This is a genomic window from Actinosynnema sp. NPDC023658 (assembly GCF_040639995.1).
In the GTDB taxonomy this organism is placed as follows: Bacteria; Actinomycetota; Actinomycetes; order Mycobacteriales; family Pseudonocardiaceae; genus Actinosynnema.
On record NZ_JBFAAX010000084.1, the window covers coordinates 1 to 18,671 of the forward strand.

An 18,671-nucleotide genomic window follows, 5' to 3' on the forward strand; every position below is an offset into this window, starting at 1 on the left:
GGATGCTCGGGGGCCCTCGGAGGCACAGCAGCGGTCAGACGCGCTTGAACAGCAGGGCGCGCTTGACCTCCTGGATCGCCTTCGTCACCTGGATGCCGCGCGGGCAGGCGTCGGTGCAGTTGAACGTCGTCCGGCAGCGCCACACGCCGTCCACGTCGTTCAGGATGTCCAGCCGCTCCTCGGCGCCCTCGTCACGGCTGTCGAAGATGAACCGGTGCGCGTTCACGATCGCCGCCGGGCCGAAGTAGGAGCCCTCGGTCCAGTACACCGGGCACGACGTGGTGCACGCGGCGCACAGGATGCACTTGGTGGTGTCGTCGAACCGCTCGCGGTCCGCGATGGACTGCACGCGCTCGCGCGTCGGCTCGTTGCCGTACGTGATGAGGTACGGCTTGACCGCCTTGAACGCCTCGAAGAACGGCTCCATGTCGACCAGCAGGTCCTTGTGGACCGGCAGCCCCTTGATGGGCTCGACGGTGATCGTGGTCGGCTTGCCGCCCGCCGCCAGCAGGTCCTTCAGCAGCACCTTGCACGCCAGCCGGTTCACGCCGTTGATGCGCATGGCGTCCGAGCCGCAGATGCCGTGCGCGCACGACCGGCGGAACGTGAGCGTCCCGTCGAGGTACCACTTCACGTAGTGCAGCAGGTTCAGCACGCGGTCCGACGGCAGGGCCGGGATCTCGAACGAGTCCCAGCGCGGCTCGTCGTCGAACTCCGGGTTGAACCGGCGGACCTTCAGGGTGACGGTGATCGCGCCGTCCGGCACCGGGGGCTGGTTGCCGCGGGAGCCGGTGGACACTTCAGCGGTAGCGGTCATCAGTACTTGCGCTCCATCGGCTGGTACCGGGTGAACGTCACGGGCTTGTAGTCGAGCCTGATGTCGGCCAGCAAGCCGTCGCCCTGCTTGTAGTACATGCTGTGGCGCATGAAGTTCGTGTCGTCGCGGTTGGGGTAGTCCTCGCGCGCGTGGCCGCCGCGGGACTCCTTGCGCGCCAGCGCACCGACGACCAGGACCTCGGCCAGCTCCAGCAGGAAGCCCAGCTCGACGGCTTCCAGGAGGTCGGTGTTGAACCGCTTCCCCTTGTCCTGCACGGTGATCCGCTGGTACCGCTCCTTGAGCCCCTGCACGTCGTGCAGCGCCTGCTTGAGCGTGTCCTCGGTGCGGTACACCGACGCGTTGGCGTCCATGGTGGCCTGAAGCTCGGTGCGGATGTCCGCGACGCGCTCCTGGCCGTGCTCGGACAGCACCAGCGCGACCTGGGCCTCGACGGCCGCGGCGGGGTTCTCCGGCAGCTCGACGTGGTCGTGCGCCACCGCGTACTCGGCGGCGGCGATGCCCGCGCGGCGGCCGAACACGTTGATGTCCAGCAACGAGTTCGTGCCGAGCCGGTTCGCGCCGTGCACGGAGACGCACGCGCACTCGCCGGCCGCGTAGAGGCCGGGCACGACGCTGTCGTTGTCCCGCAACACCTCGCCGTGCACGTTGGTCGGGATGCCACCCATCGCGTAGTGCGCGGTCGGGTAGACCGGCACCGGCTCCTTCACCGGGTCGACCGCGAGGTAGGTGCGGGCGAACTCGGTGATGTCGGGCAGCTTGCTCTCCAGCACCTCGGCGCCCAGGTGCGTGCAGTCCAGCAGCACGTAGTCCTTGTTCGGACCGGCGCCGCGGCCTTCCAGCACCTCCAGCGCCATGGACCGGGCCACGATGTCGCGCGGCGCGAGGTCCTTGATGGTCGGCGCGTAGCGCTCCATGAACCGCTCGCCGGAGCCGTTGCGCAGGATCGCGCCCTCACCGCGCGCGCCCTCGGTGAGCAGGATGCCCAGGCCCGCGAGACCGGTCGGGTGGAACTGGTAGAACTCCATGTCCTCCAGCGGCAGGCCCTTGCGGAACACGATGCCCATGCCGTCGCCGGTCAGCGTGTGCGCGTTGGACGTGGTCTTGAAGACCTTGCCGAAGCCGCCGGTGGCGAACACCACGGACTTGGCCTGGAACACGTGGATCTCGCCGGTCGCCAGCTCGTAGGCCACCGCGCCGGTGCACACCGGGCCGTCGGCGGTCTCGGTCAGGCAGATGTCGAGCACGTAGAACTCGTTGAAGAACTCGATGCCGTGCTTGACGCAGTTCTGGTACAGCGTCTGCAGGATCATGTGGCCGGTGCGGTCGGCCGCGTAGCAGGCCCGGCGCACGGCCGCCTCGCCGTGGTTGCGGGTGTGGCCGCCGAACCGCCGCTGGTCGATCTTGCCCTCGGGCGTGCGGTTGAACGGCAGGCCCATCTTCTCCAGGTCGAGGACCGCGTCGATGGCCTCCTTCGCCATGATCTCGGCGGCGTCCTGGTCGACCAGGTAGTCACCGCCCTTGATCGTGTCGAAGGTGTGCCACTCCCAGTTGTCCTCCTCCACGTTCGCCAGCGCGGCGCACATGCCGCCCTGCGCGGCGCCCGTGTGGGAACGCGTGGGGTAGAGCTTGGTGAGCACCGCCGTGCGGGCGCGCTGGCCGGACTCGATCGCCGCGCGCATCCCGGCGCCACCCGCGCCGATGATGACGACGTCGTACTTGTGGAACTGCATGGCTTGAGTACTCCCCGCGGCGGGTCAGTCGGTGATGTTCGGGTCGAAGGTGAAGATCACGTACGTGCCGAGGCCGACGATCAGCACCATCGACACGAACAGCAGCACCTTCAGCCAGAACCGGGTCGCGTCCTTGCGGGCGTAGTCGTTGATCACGGTGCGCAGGCCGTTGCCGCCGTGGATCTGGGCCAGCCACAGCATCGCCAGGTCCCAGAACTGCCAGAACGGCGAGGCCCAGCGGCCCGCGACGAAGCCGAAGTTGATCCGGTGCACGCCGCCGTCGAGGATGTTCATGATGAACAGGTGCCCGAGCACCAGCACCACCAGCGCGAGACCCGAGATGCGCATGAACAGCCAGCTGTACAGCTCGAAGTTGTTGCGGCGGGCGGCGGGGCGGCGCGGCGAGCGCGGCTTGTCGAGGATCAGCGAATCGCTCATGATCAGTGACCCCCGCCGAACAGGTCGGTAATCGTGCGGACCATCATGAAGTAGACGCCGGGGACCATCACCAGCACCCAGACGACGAGCACCGCCCAGAGCATCTGCTTCTGGAAGCGCGCGCCCTTCTCCCAGAAGTCGACCAGCATCACCCGGATGCCGTTGAGCGCGTGGTAGAGCACCGCGCCGACGAGGCCGACCTCGAACAGGTTGACGACCGGGTTCTTGTAGGTCTCGATGACCTTGTCGTACGCGTCCGGCGACACCCGGACCAACGCGGTGTCCAGGACGTGCGCGAACAGGAAGAAGAACGTCAACACACCGGTGATGCGGTGGGCGACCCAGGACCACATGCCCAGGTCGCCGCGGTAGAGCGTTCCGCCCCCTCGAGAGGTGCCCGCCCGCTCGGGTGCGGTGGTGCCGGCCATGCGCAACGGCCTCCAGCGTCAGTGGTGGACTGGTCTCCGGGTACGTGGGTACGCGGACCTTGACCCTCGGATGCTAGTCCCGCCGGAGCCACCCGACCCAACGGCCCGACCCGTCTGTGAGCGACGAGACACCGGCCGTCCGCTGGATCGTTTCGCCTCACACCGCCGGTCGTCCGGGTGTGCGGCGCCGGTCACACGAACGAGTGACCGGCACCGTCTACTGCGGACTTCCCCGCCCTGGTCAGCGGGGTCGGTAGGTGGCCACGCCGTGCACCACGACGAGGTCGACGTGCACCTCCGACTGGACCGGTCCGGTGAACGGCGGCAGCCACAGCGGCTGCGGCACACCGGGCAGGTGGATGACCAGGTTCACACCCAACCGGGTCGCGATGAGACGCCCGGCGAGGTCGCGGGCGTTGCCCGCCCGCGCGTTCTCGGCCGGGTCCTTGAGCGACCAGTTCAGGTTCTCGACCAGCGCCCCGTACAGGTGGGCCTTGCGCATGGGGTGGGTGGCGGTGAACTCCGCCACCTGCTGCGCGTGGCCGATCGACGTGGTCACCACGTCCCGCCGCAGCGTCGCGGGTGGGACGTCGGCGGCCTGCCCGATCGCCGCGTACAGGCCACCCGGCGCCGGCGGCGGTGCCGTCGGCAGGATGTCGTCGGCGGTGATCCGCAGGTGCCGCAGGGCCTCGTCGACGTGCGACGGCGGGAGCGCGGGGATCGCGCCGGCCGGGGCGCCGGCGGTGTCCGGCGTGGACGGTGCGCCGCCGGGCGTCCGCTGGTCGGGGGCGGTGTGGGTCGGCGGTGCCGGCAGGGGCGGCGGCACCGGCTGGAGCGGCGGAGGGGGCGGGGGCTGCGGGGTGGCGGACCCCGGGTCGGTGAACCCCGGGTCGGTGAATGCCGGCGAGGTGATCGTCGAGGGCGCGGACGCCGGTGAGGTGGTCCCCGAGGGTGCGGACGCCGGTGAGGTGGTGTCCAGGGGTGCGGACGCCGGTGAGGTGGTGTCCAGGGGTGCGGACGCCGGTGAGGTGGTGTCCAGGAGTGCGGACGCCGGTGAGGTGGTGTCCAGGGGTGCGGACGCCGGTGAGGTGGTGTCCAGGGGAGCGGAGGCCGGCGGGGTGGCTCCCGGAGGTGCGGAGGCCGGTGAGGTGGTCCCCGAGGGTGCGGACACCGGTGACGTGGTGTCCAAGGGTGGGGACGCCGGCGGGGTGGCTCCCGGAGGTGCGGAGGCCGGGGAGGTGGTCGAGCCCGGCGCGGGAGGGGCGGGCGGTGCGGGTGGCGGGGGTGGCGGGGTGTTGAAGGTGTCGATCCGCTGGTCCACCACGCGCTTGGCGTCCCACCAGGCCTGCTGCCGGGCGTCCGCCTCGGTCCGCTTGGCGTTCAGCTCCACCTCGACCGCCTTGATGCGGGCCTCCTGCGCGGCGCGGGCGGCGACGAGCTCGTCGTGCCGCTTCTGCGCCTCGTCGCGGGCCTTGGCGGCGTCGCGCACGACCTTCGCCTGGTCACGGAGGGTGCGGTCGGCCGCGGTGAGCCTGCCGTCTGCGGTGGTGTAGCCCTCCCGGGCTTGGCGCAGGGCGTCGTTCGTCGCGGTCAGGTTGTCGTTGGCCTTGGTGACGGCGTCCCGGGCGTCCTGCTGGGCCTTCAGGTTCGCCTGGTGCTGCTCCTGCGCGTCACCGAGCTCCGCCACCAGGCCGTCGACCTCGGACTGCACGTCGCCACGGGCGGTGCGGGCCCGGTCGACCGCGTCCTGGAGGTCCCGCTCGACCGCCGGGTCCACCGGCGGTGCGCCCTCGGCGGGCGGTGGCGCGGACCGGTGGGCGGCCAGCTCCCGCTCGGCGGTCAGGAGGGCGTCGTCCGCCGCGGTCAGCCGGTCGCGGGTGGCGTCCAGCCGTTCCTCGACGTCGGTGACGGCGTCGGCGCTGTCCGCGACGTCACCCGTCCGGTCGCGGAGGGCGTCGTTCGCGGTCAGGACCGCGGCCTCCAGCGACGGCACCTTGCCGCCGAGGTCCCTGACCTGCGCCTCGGCCTCCTTCACGGCCCCGCGGGCGTCTTCGACGTCGGTGGTGAGGCCCTCGACCTTGCCGGTCTCGGTGAGGTGGGCCTCGACCGCGCCGTTGAGCCCGAGCTGGACGTCGGTGACCGCGTCGTCGGTCCTGGCCAGCTCGGCCGCCACCTGGTTGATGGTGTCCTGCGCGTCGTGGCGGGCCTTATCGACGGCGATCTCCGCGTCCCGCCACGCCTTCGCGGCGGCCTTCACGTCGTTCTGGGCCTCGCTGAGCGCCGGGTCGAACGGGCGGCCGAGCACGGCCTCCGCCTCGGGCGCGGGCATCCGCACCGCGGTCGAGCCGGGCACCGCGAGGTCCACCACGCCGGTCCTGCCGCCGATGGTGGCGACGACCCGGTACTCGACGTCGAACTCGACCAGCCCGGACCGGCCCTGCGGCTTGAGGTTGTTGACCTTGTTGTCGGTCGCGCCGCCGGAGACGGCCTGCGAGTCCTCGGCCGCGTGCCGGACCTCGACGCCGCCGGTGCCGAAGTTGACCGTGTCCTTCGGGTCGCCGTGCTGCTTCACGCCCGCGCTGCCGGTCGCCAGGCCGAGCGACACGTCGGCGTTCTCGCTGACCTTCGCCTCACCGCTGGTCGTGCTCACGGTGGACCGCGGGTTCTCCAGGTTCACGCCGTCGCTCAGCGCGCCCAGCCGCGGGTTGACCAGCTTCGCGTAGACCTTGACGTCCGCGTGCTGCCCGAACGTCAGCGCGGCCTCGTGCAGACCGGGCACGTCCAGCGGCCCGTCGAGCATCCCGGGCAGGCTCGGCTGGAGGTTCTCCGAGCTCAACGTGGACAGCAGCGTGTTCAGCGACCCGGTGCCCTTGCCGGTGATGCCCTGGTTCGCGCCCGCCTCGGTCAACGCGCGCAGCGCCGCTTCCCGCAGGTCCTTCACGCCGCGCAGGTTCTCCACCGACGCGCTGGGCGGGAGGGTCGCCGGGTGGTCCGCCTGCTGCCACGCCCGCGCGGCCTCCGGCGTGCCGAACTCGGGCCCGCGCCTGATCGCCGCCGCCATGTACGGCTGGGCGGGTGCGGCGCCGCCGTCGACCCGCTGGTTGTCGGCGTGCAGCCGCACGACCAGGTCCTGCGGCGGGCTGGTCCTCGACGCGACGACCTCGGTGCCCTTCTCCACCACCAGTTCGAACTCGACCGGCACGGTGTACTTCGCCGCCGGGCCGCCGCCCGCGCGCAGGTGGCTGAACTGCCGGGTGGTGGCGTCGGTGACCGTGCTGCTCTTCGCGTGGTTGAAGCCCGCGGACGCGACCACGCCCGCCGTGCCGGACACGTTCGGGTTCGCGCTGCCCGGCTGGGCCAGGCCGGGCGCCTTGATCCCGGCACCCCACCCCGTGCCGCGGCCCTGACCCGCGGTGACCTTCTCCGAGCCGGCGATGGTGTGCTCCACGTCGACGCCGTCGTTGACGACCCGGTCGAACCGCGGGGTGCCCGCCTTGGCCCTCAGCGTGACCTGGAACGAGTCCTTGCCGAACGTGCCCGGCTGGTGCACCAGCAGCGGCACGCCGCCGTCCAGGGCGCTGTCGATCATCGCCTTGACGCTCGTCGGGGAGCTGAAGTCGACCAGGCGCTGGAGGTTGTTCATCGAGTCCCGCAGCACCGAGTCGGGCACCAGCGGGTCACCGAACCGCTTGCCGGTCTTCCGGTTCACGTCCGCGATCAGGTCGGTCACCACGCCGGTCAGGTCCGGCACCCCCTCGACGGCGGACAGGCCGAGCGAGCCGGGCTCACCGACGGCCAGCGTCCGCGGCGGGGCCATGGTCGGGAACGCGGGCGGCGCGACGTCCGGCTTGACGTCGGGCAGCAGGCCCATCTCGCGGGCCACGTCCTCGCTGACCCGCACGAACACCGACTTCGGCAGCTTCACGGTCGCGCCCTCGGCGCGCGGCGTGCCGCCGTGGAACACGTTGCCCGCCCGGCTCTCGCCGACGATCGTCACGTCCGCGTCCAGCTGCACCAGCACGGTCCGCGCGGCGGGCGGCGTCACGACGTTGCGGTCGACGCTGCCACCGACCTCCCGCGCCTGCGACTTCGAGTCCGACCACGGCGTGTACTTGCCGGTCACGGCCACGCCGCCGGCGCCGCTGGGCGGGGTCGGGTCGCCGGCGGGCGGCGGGGTGGTGTTCGGCTTGACCGGCACGTTGATGCCGGCGGTGAGGTCGACCGACCGGTTGACCGAGGTGGCGTCACCGGCCTTGTAGCCGCCGGTCACCGCGTTCTCGGTGCCGGTGTCGTCGGAGATCGAGACCAGCTTGGGGTTGCCGAGCGTCATCGACATGCCGACCGAGCCGGTGCGGTCCGTGACGCGCCGGTCGTAGCGCAGGGCCTGCTCCTGCATGCCGGTCTCGACGAGCTTGCGCAGGTTCGCCTTGATGTTCTCCGGGCTGAACATGCGGTCGACCTGGTTGCGCGCCTCGGTGCCGGGCACGGTCAGCGCCGAGTCGCCGTTCGCCGCCCGGTTGAGCGCGTCGATCGCCTGGTCGCGCAGCGCCTCGGTGTTCGCCACCGCCTCGACGTGCAGGAACTCCGGCGACTTCGCCTCGGGCCGGGTGGTGAGCAGCTCCTTGACGGTCGGCGCGTCGGTCAGCCGGGTGACGACCGGGTCACCGGGCCGGAACCCGGACGGGTCGACCTTCATCGCGGAGCCGTCGGACACCCACAGGTTCACCTTGCCGTGGATGAGCGGCAGGACCTCCGGGTTGTCCCGCGCGGTCGGGTCGAGCGAGGCGCCGACCGTGCGGGCCACCACCCGCGGCTGCGGCGCGTGCTGCCCCGGCTTGTCCGGCGTCAACCGCCGCACCCACGACCGGGGCCGGGTGAACGTGGTGATCTCGACCTCGAACTCCACGTCGCCCGCGAACACCTGGGCGTTCGGGCTGCCGACGTTCAGCGCGGTGCTGTTGACGGTGGGGCCGCCGGTGTTCTTCGTCGTCCACGAGTGGTTGTACTTCGCGCCGACCTGCGGGGTGGGGGTCACCACGGCCACGTCGGTCTTGCCCGGGATGACGACCTTGCCCTCGACGCCGCCGCTCCAGCCCTTGGTGGTGGCGGTGGCGCTGTCCAGCTTCGGGCCGCTGGACGACGAGCCGCGCACGTTGCGCGCGTCGGCCTGCCCGAGGTGGGTGGGGTTGGCGACCTTCGCCTTGACCTTGATGTTGACGTAGGTGTCGGTGGTGGCGTCGGAGTTCCTCAGCTGCACCTGGACGCCCGGTCCGAGCAGGCTGTCCATGTTCGACTTCAGCGCGGTCGGTGAGAGCTGGTTGAGCTTGCGCTGGTTGGCCAGCTGCCGCGCCACGTCCGCGAAGCCCTTGCCCCGGCCGCTGCGCGGGTCGGCGTTCGGGTCGTTCCAGGTCGGGAGGAAGCCCTCCAGGCCCTTCACGTTCCGCAGCGCCGCCTCCACCTGCGGCTGCACCCGGCTGGCCGGCTCGAAGTCACCGACCTTCGCGTTGCCCGCGGCGATCGCGCCGTCCAGGTACGGCGGCGCCCACCGAGGCTGGGCCGTCGGCTGGGCGATGCCGGTGGGCGTGCCCTCGGGCACGGGCAGGTTCAGCGCCGCCGCCTCCGGCGTGCCCAGCCGCACGTAGGCCGTCACCGGGATGGTGACGTTGTCCCCGCTGGGGGTGCGGACCTCGACGTCGGCGGTCACCTTGTACAGGCCGGTCCGGCCCTTGAGCTGGATGCCGGTGCGGTTGGTGGTGTTCGTGCCCGCGTTGGAGGACTCCGCGGTGCGGGCCGAGTAGCCCAGGGTCGCGCCGACCTGGCCGGCGACCTGGCCCGGCACGCCGACGTTGCCGCCGAACCCACCGGTGGCGTCGAACCCGGTCTTGGTCGTCGCGGTGACGCCCGTGCTGCTCGCGGTGGACTCGTGCAGGCGGAGCTGGGCGGAGTCGTGCACGCCGACGAGCTCGGCGGTGTGCAGGGTCGCGCGCATCTGGACCGCCGAGCCCTTGCTCGCGTGCGGGCTGATCAGGTCCGGCGACGTCACCCAACCGGTGAGCATCGCGCCGAGGTTGTCGCGGATCGTGCCGGGGCTCAGGAACGTCTGGAGCGCGGCCCGGCCCGGTGCGCCGACCTTGGTGATGGACGGGTGCAGCTTGGCCGCCACGTCGGTGAACGCCTTGCCGGGGTCGGTGACCGTGACGGCCTCCGGCACCGGGTGCTCGATCCGCGCGCCCCAGTCGCCGGCGGGCGGGTTCGGGTTCGGGGCGGTGGTCGGGTTCGACTCCACGATCGTGGTGAGGTCGTCCGGGATCTGGAGCGTGACGCCGACCGGGCCGGTGGCGTCGGTGGCCACGGTGATCGGCGGCCGGGCGTTGCCGTGCGCGTCGGTGAGCGTGACCTGGTAGCTGACCGGCACCTCGGCCCGCGTCGAGAACTCGCCGGAGCGGATGATCCGCTGGTCCACCGCGGACGTCGAGGTGGCGTTGGCCGTGGCCGGGGTGGCGAGCTGGGCCTTGCCGCCGAGCGAGCCGTACGGCCCGACCGCGGTGCCCGCCGTGACCGAGCCGCCGATGTCGTTGGCGGTGGCCAGGGTGTTGGTGGTGGACGTGCTGGTGCCGCCCTGCGCGGTCATGTCCACCTTGGTGTTGGTGGACGGCGTGGTGATCGCGGTGTTCGGGTCGGCGGGCGGCAGCATGGTGGCGCGCACGTTGGCCTCGAACCAGGCGCCGCCGATCTTGACCTGGAAGTCGCGGCCGTGGCCGAGGAACGACTCGAAGTCGGTGGTCAGCGCGGTCTCGACGCGGGCGGCGTCGGCCGGCGCGAGGCCGTGGACCGCGGCGGTGACCTTCGGTGCGCCCTGCACGTCGACCGGGGCGATCGAGCCGAGGGCCTGGTTCTGCTGGAAGAAGCCCGGCAGGTTCCTGGTGGGCAGCACCTGCGCCGGTGCGGGCGGTGCGAGCGTGGCCAGGGGGATGACCGGGTTCGGCGTGGGTCGGCTGAACGGCAGGCGTGGCGCGGGGCGCGTCCGGGTGCGGTTGTCGACGCTCCGCGTGGTCGTGTCCGGTGCGGGGGTCGGCGGGGCGGGACGGGTTCCGGTCTGCCGGGCGGCGCCGAAGTAGTCGTCCAGCATGTCCTGGAAAGCCTTGGGGGCGCTGAACTTGTCCCACTTGCCGCGGGTCCGGTCGAACTCCTTGTCGAGCGCGTCGATGTTGTCCTGGTACCGCACGCGCCCGTCGGGGAACTGGTTGTACTGCGGTGTCTGGCCGAGGCGTTCGGAGAGCGCGTCGGTGACGCGGCGGGCCAGGAGTTCGGTGGTGGCTTCGTCGGGGTTGATGTTGGCGCTGTAGACACCGCCTTCGCCGGCGCGGTGGGCGAACGTCTGGTGGCTCCCGTTCGAGTGGACGTGCATGAACTCGTGGGTGAGCAGGTGCCGGATGGCGCCGGCCTTGCGCGTCGGGTCGGTGGTGAGGCCGTCGAGGTGGTCGGTGTTGAGCAGCACGTGCCCGTTGATCGCCCGGGCCGGGTTGGTGCGGGTGCTGTCGACCAGTGCCTCGCGTTGCGCGGTGACGTCGCCGTGGGGTCCGACCTTGGCTTGGACGACGCCGTCGAGCAGTGCTTCGAGGCGTGCGACGGCCGTGGGGTCGTTGTTGTTGAGGCGGGTCAGGAAGTCGGGGGACAGGATTTCGGTGCGGACGGCGTCCGGGTCGATGCCCTGGCCGTTGAGCTGGTCGGTGGTGACGTCCGACTCGCTGCGGTCGTGCGTGTTGAGGGCCGCGTCGAGCTCCTGCTGGACGGCGAAGTGCTTGGCGAACGTGTCCTGGTCCAGTCGCACGACCAGGTCGGGGTTCACGGTCGGTGCCTTGGTGATGCCGTGCGTGTCGGCCAGGGTGCCGAACAGCGCGTCGAGCCCGGCTTGGACCTGCGCGATGTCGACCTGGACGCCCGCGATGTCCAGCGGTGCCGGGGTGATGTGCTGCGGCAGCCGGTTGAGGATGCCGTCCTTGAGCGCGGTGTCCCGCTGGTTCGAGAACGGGCCCGCCGGCGCGGCGGGCGTGCTCGTCTGCGGCAGGTGCAGCGGCGGTGCCGGGGGCCCGGCGGGCGGCGGGGGTGCCGGAGGTCCGGGCGGCGGCGGTGGCGGGGGTGCGTCGGTCTGCTGCGCGGGATCCGTCGACGGTGCGCGACGTGAACCACCGGACGGACCGGCGGGTTCGGTGACGCCGAAGTAGTCGTTCAGCATCGTCTGGAACGTGGCCTGGGAGTCGAACTTGTCCCAGGGGCGACGGGCCTTGTCGAACTCGTTGTTCAGCGCGTCGACGTTGGTCTGGTAGCGGGCTTTGCCGTCGGGGAACTGGTTGTACTGCGGAGTTTGACCGAGCCGTTCGGACAGTGCGTCGGTGACGCGGCGGGCGAGGAGTTCGGTGGTGGCTTCGTCGGGGTTGATGTTGGTGTTGAAGACCCCGCCCTCGCCTGCGCGGTGCGCGAACGTCTGATGGCTGCCGTTCGAGTGCACGTGCATGAACTCGTGCGTCAGCAGGTGCCGGATGGCGTCGGCCTTGCGCGTCGGGTCGGTGGTGAGGCCGTCGAGGTGGTCGGTGTTCAGCAGGACGTGCCCGTTGATCGCCCGAGCCGGGTTGGTGCGGCTGTTGTTGATCAGAGCTTCGCGCTGGGAGCCGATGTCCGCGGCAGTGCCGAACTTCGCCTGGACGACGCCGTCGAGCAGGGTGTCGAGGCGTGCCACGGCGTTGGGGTCGTTGTTGTTCAGGCGGGACAGGAAGTCCGGCGACAGGATTTCGGTGCGGACGGCGTCCGGGTCGATGCCCTGGCCGTTGAGCTGGTCGGTGGTGACGTCCGACTCGCTGCGGTCGTGCGTGTTGAGCGCGGCGTCCAGCTCCTGTTGCACGGCGAAGTGCTTGGCGAACGTGTGCTGGTCGAGCTGCACGACCAGGTCGGGGTTCACGGTGGGGGTCTTGGTGATGCCGTGCGTGTCCGCGAGCGTGCCGAACAGCGCGTCGAGCCCGGCCTGGACCTGGCCGAGGTCGACCTGGACGTCCGCGATCCGCACCGGCACGGGGGTGATGGTCTCCGGCAGGCGGCTGAGGACGCCGTCCTTCAGCTCGGCGTCCCGGCGCTGCGAGAACGGTGCCGTGGGCGCGTTCGCCTGCGGTGCGCCGGGCACCGTCCCGCCGGGCGGCGGGGGTGCGGGCGGACCGGACGGCGCCGGTGGCACCGCCGCGCCGGGCGGGGGCGGAGGTGCCGGGGGTCCGGGCGGTGGCGGCACGGCGGTCGGTGGCGCGGGGGGAGGTGGCGGTGGAGCGGGAGGGCCGACGGGGCGGGTGTCGGCGCGGGTGCCGTACTCGGGCAGGCGCGGCGGCGGGGCCTGGATCGGTGAGGCCGGGTCGGTCAGCGTGGCGTGGTCGGTCGACGGCACCATCACCTGGCTGTCGGTGGTGCGCTCGATCTGCCACAGGTGCCGCGGCTTGATCGACGGTTCGAAGTGCACCCGGGCACCCATCAGGCCGTCGTCGTCCACCACGAGGTTGGACTGGGTGTGGCCGGGCGGCAGGGGCTTGCCGTCGCTGTTGAAGATGCGGGCGTCCGGTCCGGCGGAGTCCTTGTACTCGTCGGGCAGGCCGAAGTAGTGCGCGATCTCGTGGGCCAGCACGTTCGACGAGGTGTCCTTGCCCCAGTTGAGCTGGTCCGCGTCCTTGGCACCGGTGACGTCGACCGTGGTGTGCGCCTGCGCCGGGTCGTCGACGAACTCGACCCTCGCCTGGAACCGGTCACCGGACGGCAGCCCGTACCCCTTGTTGAGCAGGGTGTCGACGCCGTCGGTGGCCCTCTGCCGCACCGCGTCCACGTCGGCCTGCGTGACGCCCTTGCCGAGGTTGAGGTGCACCTTGAGCGTGTACTCCTTGACCCACTGGCCGGGCGCCACCTCCATCCGGCGCACGTCGTGCTTGATGAGGCCGGTGAGGGAGTCGATGCGGTTCGGCGTGCTCGACCGCTGCACATCGGCCACCTGCGTGTCCACCGTGCGCACGGCCGCCTTGTCCCGCAGTTGGTCGAGGTTCGTCGGGGGGCGCGTGCCCTTCGGGTCGAACCAGTCCGCGCTGGTCGCGGTGCTGTGCCGCCAGGACTCGTCGGTGATGGGGTCCTTGCCCCTGGCGGGCGGGGCGTCGACGTCGGCGGGGGCGGCGGGAGCCTCGGTGGCCGGGGCCGGCGGTGCTTGGCGCGTGCCCGGCGCGTTCTGGCCGAAGTAGTCGTCCAACATGCCCTGGAAGGCCTTCGGGGCGTTGAACTTGTCCCAGGCGCGGCGCGTCTTGTCGAACTCGTTGTTCAGCGCGTCGACGTTGGTCTGGTAGCGGGCATTGCCGTCGGGGAACTGGTTGTACTGCGGGGTCTGGCCGAGGCGTTCGGACAGCGCGTCCGTGATCCGGCGGGCCAGCAGTTCCGTCGTGGCTTCGTCGGGGTTGATGTTGGTGTTGAAGACCCCGCCCTCGCCGGCGCGGTGGGCGAAGGTCTGCTCGCTGCCGACCGAGTGGACGTGCATGAACTCGTGGGTCAACAGGTGGCGGATGGCGTCGGCCTTGCGCGTCGGGTCGGTGGTCAGGTCGTTGAGGTGGTCGGTGTTGAGCAGCACGTGCCCGTTGATCGCGCGGGCCGGGTTGGTGCGGCTGTTCTCGACCATGGCGTCCCGCTGCGCGGTGATGTCGCCGTGGGGGCCGACCTTGGCTCGGACGACGCCGTCGAGCAGTGCTTCGAGACGTGCCACGGCGTTGGGGTCGTTGTTGTTCAGCCGGGACAGGAAGTCCGGCGACAGGATCTCGGCGCGGACGGCGTCCGGGTCGATGCCCTGGCCGTTGAGCTGGTCGACGGTGACGTCCGACTCGCCGCGGTCGGTGGTCTTCAGCGCCGCGTCCAGCTCCTGCTGCACGGCGAAGTGCTTGGCGAACGTGTGCTGGTCGAGCTGCACGACCAGGTCGGGGTTCACGGTGGGGGTCTTGGTGATGCCGTGCGTGTCCGCGAGCGTGCCGAACAGCGCGTCGAAACCGGCCTGGACCTGGGCGATGTCCACTTGGACGCCCGCGATGTCCAGCGGTGCCGGGGTGATGTGCTGCGGCAGCCGGTCGAGGATGCCGTCCTTGAGCGCGGTGTCCCGCTGGTTCGAGAACGGGGCCGCCGGCGTGGGTGCGCTCGCCTGCGGCACACCGGGGGGCGGCGGGGCCGGAACTCCGGGCGGTGGCGGCGGAGGCGCCTGGAACCCCGGACCACCCGGCGGTGGGGGCGGAGGTGCCTGGAACCCGGGGACGCCCGGCGGTGGCGGTGGCGGCGGGGGTGCGTCGGTCTGCTGGGGGGAGGTCGACGGTGCGCGACGTGTTCCGCCGGACGGGCCGGCGGGTTGGGTGACGCCGAAGTAGTCGTTCAGCATCGTCTGGAAGGTGGCCTGGGAGTCGAACTTGTCCCAGGGGCGGCGCGTCTTGTCGAACTCGTTGTTGAGTGCGTCGACGTTGGTCTGGTAGCGGGCTTTGCCGTTGGGGAACTGGTTGTACTGCGGGGTCTGGCCGAGCCGTTCGGAGAGCGCGTCGGTGACGCGGCGGGCGAGGAGTTCGGTGGTGGCTTCGTCGGGGTTGATGTTGGTGTTGAAGACCCCGCCCTCGCCGGCGCGGTGGGAGAACGTCTGGTGGCTGCCGTTCGAGTGGACGTGCATGAACTCGTGGGTCAGCAGGTGCCGGATCGCGTCGGCCTTGCGGGTGGGGTCGGTGGTGAGGTCGTCGAGGTGGTTGGTGTTGAGCAGGACGTGCCCGTTGATCGCGCGGGCCGGGTTGGTGCGGCTGTTCTCGATCAGGGCGTTCCGCTGCGCGTCGAGGTTCGCGTCGGAACCGGACTTGGCCCGGACGACGCCGTCGAGCAGGGCGTCGAGCTCCGCGACGGCGTTGGGGTCGTTGTTGTTCAGCCGACGCAGGAAGTCGGGCCCGAGGATCCGGTCGCGGACGGCGTCCGGGTCGATGCCCTGACCCTTGAGCTGCTCGGTGGTGACGTCGGTCTCGCCGCGGTCGGTGGTCTTCAGCGCGGCGTCCAGCTCCTGTTGCACGGCGAAGTGCTTGGCGAACGTGTGCTGGTCGAGCTGCACCACCAGGTCGGGGTTGACGTCGGGGACCTTGGTGATGCCGTGGGTGTCGGCCAGGGTGCCGAACAGCGCGTCGATCCCAGCCCGGACCTGGCCGATGTCGACCTGCACGCCCGCGACGTCCAGCGGCGCCGGGGTGATCTGCGCCGGCAACCGGTCCAGGATGCCGTTCTTCAGGTCGGCGTCCCGGCGCTGCGAGAACGGCGCGGTGGGCGCGTTCACCTGCGGTGCGCCCGGTGCCGGTGGCGCGGGGGGTGCGCCGGGTGCCGGAGGTGCGCCCGGCGGTGGCGGAGGGGGTACCGCCGCGCCGGGCGGGGGCGGAGGTGCCGGCGGGCCGGGCGGTGCCGGGGGTGGCGGCGGCCCGGCGTGCTGCGCGGGGGTCACCGCAGGTCCCGGGGGTGCGGGAGGTGCCGGCGGCGGGGGCGGCGGGGGCGGCCCGGCGGGTCGGGTGTCGGGACGGGTGCCGAACTCGGGCGGGCGCGGCGGCGGGGTCTGGGTCGGTGAGGCCGGGTCGTGCAGCGTCGTGTGGCCCGTGTCGGGCACCATCACCTGGCTGTCGGTGGTGCGCTCGATCTGCCACAGGTGCCGCGGCTTGATCGACGGGTCGTTGTGCACCCCGGTGCCCATCAGGCCGTCGTCGTTCACGACCAGGTTGGACTGGGTGTGGCCGGGCGGCAGCGGTTTGCCGTCGCTGTTGAAGATCCGGGCGTCCGGACCCGCGGAGTCCTTGTACTCGTCGGGCAGGCCGAAGTAGTGCGCGACCTCGTGGGCCAGCACGTTCGGTGAGGTCTGCGTGCCCCAGTTGAGCTGGTCCGCGTCCTTGGCGCCGGTGACGTCGACCGTGGTGTGGGCCTGGGCGGGGTCGTCGACGAACTCGACCCTGGCGTGGAACTGGTCGCCGGAGGGCAGCCGGTAACCCTTGTTCAGCAATCGGTCTACGCCCTCGGTGGTCTTCTGCCGCACGGCGTCCACATCGGACTGCGTGACGCCGTCGCCGGGGTTGAGATGCACCTTGAGCGTGTACTCCTTGACCCAGCTCCCGGGTGCCACCTCCATCCGGCGCACGTCGTGCTTGATGAGGCCGGTGAGGGAGTCGATGCGGTTCGGCGTGCTCGACCGCTGCACGTCGGCCACCTGCGTGTCGACCGTGCGCACGGCCGCCTTGTCCCGCACCGCGTCCCACAGCGCCGACGGCTTCGGGTCCTTCGGGTCGGACCAGTCGGAGCCGGTCGCCGTGCTGTGCCGCCAGGACTCGTCGGCGGCGACGTCCTTGCCCTTGCCGGGCGGCACGTCGGCGTCCCGCGTCGGAGGGGCGTCCGTGCCCGGCGCGTCGGCGTTGGGGGTGTCCGGGTTCGAGCCTGCCGGTCCGGGCGGGTTGGTGCCGGGTGGGTTGGTGCCGGGCAGGTTGGCGTCGGGACCGCCGGGGGGAGCGGAGCGCGTGGACGTCGAGGGCCCGTCGGGCGTGTCGAGCTGGTCGCTGCTCAGCTCGGTGACCCACTCCAGCCCGGACCACTGGTTCTTGATCGTCGGGTCGAACAGGGCCGAGAAGTCCGACGGCTGCACGAGCGGCCTGAGCTGGGTCGAGCCCTCCGGCTGGAAGCCGAGGTCGAGCGTGTGCATCGAGTACCGGCCGAGGAGCCCGTCGACGGGGGCCATGAACGGCACCGGCGAGTCGTTCAGCACGGTCGGGCCGGAGATGTCGGCCGCGAGGTTCTTCAGCTGACCGTTGAAGGTCGCCGGCGGCACCTGCTTCTGCAGGGACGTGTACTTCTGCGGGATGGTGTCCGCGAACGCCCGGATGAAGTCCGAGTTCGGCGGGGCGACCAGGAAGTTGTTGTTGAGCGAGCCCTTGTCGTAGCGGCCGTTCGCCGCGTCGGTCACGTGCTGCGGCGTGATCGGGGTGTCGGGGGCGAGGCCCAGCTCGTTGCGGATGCTGCCCTCGTCGCGCAGGCGCGGTGCGAACAGCGGGACGTCGCCCTGCTGCATCCGCATGTCGCCCATGTCGGCCAGGGACACCGTGCCGGGGCGGATGTCGACGTCCGCGTACACGCCGCCGTGCTTGGCCAGGATCGCGTAGCGGGCGATGTCGGAGGCGAGGTTGTACGCGCCGACCTTGTCCGACTGGGCCTTCGTGTAGATCTCCGCGAGCGTCGGCTTCGGGGTGGCGGCGCGGCTCTCGACGTCCCGGGAGAGCTGCTGCACCTCGGTCTTGGTGTCGGTGTTGATCTCGACGCCGGCGTCGCGCAGCTGCTGCACCACCGCCGGGTCCCACTTCGCCGCGCCCTTGTCGGTCCAGAGGGTGACCTGCCAGTCGCCGTTGGTCTCCCGCGCCTTGGCGGCCCAGTCGAGCATGTTCTGGACCGCGCCGTCCTTCGGCGTGTTGCCGAACCAGACGAAGTTCACCTGCTTGGGCACGTCGACCGGCGCGGGGCCGGGGTTGGCGGCCACCTCCTGGTCGAAGTGCGCGGACAGCTCGGCGTGCTTGTCCGTGCCCTGCAACCGGTTGAGCAGGACGCGGGCGCGGAACGGCTTCCCGTCCACCACGGCCTGCGTGACGTGCTGCTTGAGGGTGTCCACGTCGACCGACGCCAGGTCCGCGTTGGGTCGCAGCACCGGTGCCATCGGGCTCGGCGTGGTGACCGTGGGCATCGGCGGGGGTGTCGGGTTGGCCGAGGCGGGTGGGGCGGACTGGAACAGGCGGCCGATGTTGCGGATGTTGCCGAGCCACCGGGGGACGCGCGTGGTCGGTGCCGGCTGCGGGCCGCTGGGGGCGCGGGTGCCGAACTGGAACGGGCGCGCGGCGGGGTTGCCCACGGCCACGACGACCACGGGAGTGATGCCGGAGGTCGTGACGGGCGGCGCGAGGCTCGCCGGCGTCGGGGCCAGTGGTCCGGAGGCGGGCGGTGCCGAGGTGGGCGGCGCGGCCGGTGGTGCGGCCGGGGGCGCGTTGGTGGTGGGTGCGTTGGTGGTCGGTGCGTTCGTGGGCGGGGCGTTGTTGGTGGGCTGCGCCGGGGGTGCCTGCGCTCCGCCGAGCGGGTCTCCGCGCACCGCATGGCGGTCTCCGAACGTCCTGACGGCGTGACGATCGTCAACGACGCCTACAACGCCAA

At 71.7% G+C, this 18,671-nt stretch carries 5 protein-coding genes; all 5 read right to left on the reverse strand.

Features of this window, described 5'->3' with window-relative positions:
* Positions 1 to 34: 34 nt before the first annotated feature.
* Positions 35 to 817 (reverse strand): succinate dehydrogenase iron-sulfur subunit, encoded by a 783-nt coding sequence (locus AB0G02_RS12970; protein WP_360793211.1) that lies wholly within the window; start codon positions 815 to 817, stop codon positions 35 to 37.
* Positions 817 to 2,568, reverse strand: coding sequence for a succinate dehydrogenase flavoprotein subunit (sdhA, locus tag AB0G02_RS12975; protein ID WP_360793213.1), 1,752 nt, complete (start codon positions 2,566 to 2,568; stop codon positions 817 to 819). Before sdhA ends, AB0G02_RS12970 begins: the two co-directional genes overlap by 1 nt.
* A 24-nt stretch (positions 2,569 to 2,592) precedes the next feature.
* Complete coding sequence (locus AB0G02_RS12980; RefSeq protein ID WP_360793215.1) at positions 2,593 to 3,006, reverse strand: succinate dehydrogenase hydrophobic membrane anchor subunit; 414 nt, start codon at positions 3,004 to 3,006, stop codon at positions 2,593 to 2,595.
* A gap of 2 nt (positions 3,007 to 3,008) precedes the next feature.
* Positions 3,009 to 3,434 carry a succinate dehydrogenase, cytochrome b556 subunit gene (gene sdhC, locus AB0G02_RS12985; protein WP_360793217.1) on the reverse strand — a complete coding sequence of 142 codons (426 nt, stop codon included), beginning with the start codon at positions 3,432 to 3,434 and terminating at the stop codon, positions 3,009 to 3,011.
* Between the two features lie 241 nt (positions 3,435 to 3,675).
* A complete protein-coding gene (locus AB0G02_RS12990; protein ID WP_360793219.1) occupies positions 3,676 to 18,609 on the reverse strand; it encodes a glycosyltransferase in 14,934 nt (4,977 codons plus the stop codon).
* Between the last annotated feature and the right edge of the window lie 62 nt (positions 18,610 to 18,671).

Coding starts and splice junctions, on each gene's coding strand:
- AB0G02_RS12970 (WP_360793211.1), bottom strand. CDS start 817: ATGACCGCTACCGCTGAAGTGTCCACCGGCTCCCGCGGCAACCAGCCC.
- sdhA (WP_360793213.1), bottom strand. CDS start 2,568: ATGCAGTTCCACAAGTACGACGTCGTCATCATCGGCGCGGGTGGCGCC.
- AB0G02_RS12980 (WP_360793215.1), bottom strand. CDS start 3,006: ATGAGCGATTCGCTGATCCTCGACAAGCCGCGCTCGCCGCGCCGCCCC.
- sdhC (WP_360793217.1), bottom strand. CDS start 3,434: ATGGCCGGCACCACCGCACCCGAGCGGGCGGGCACCTCTCGAGGGGGC.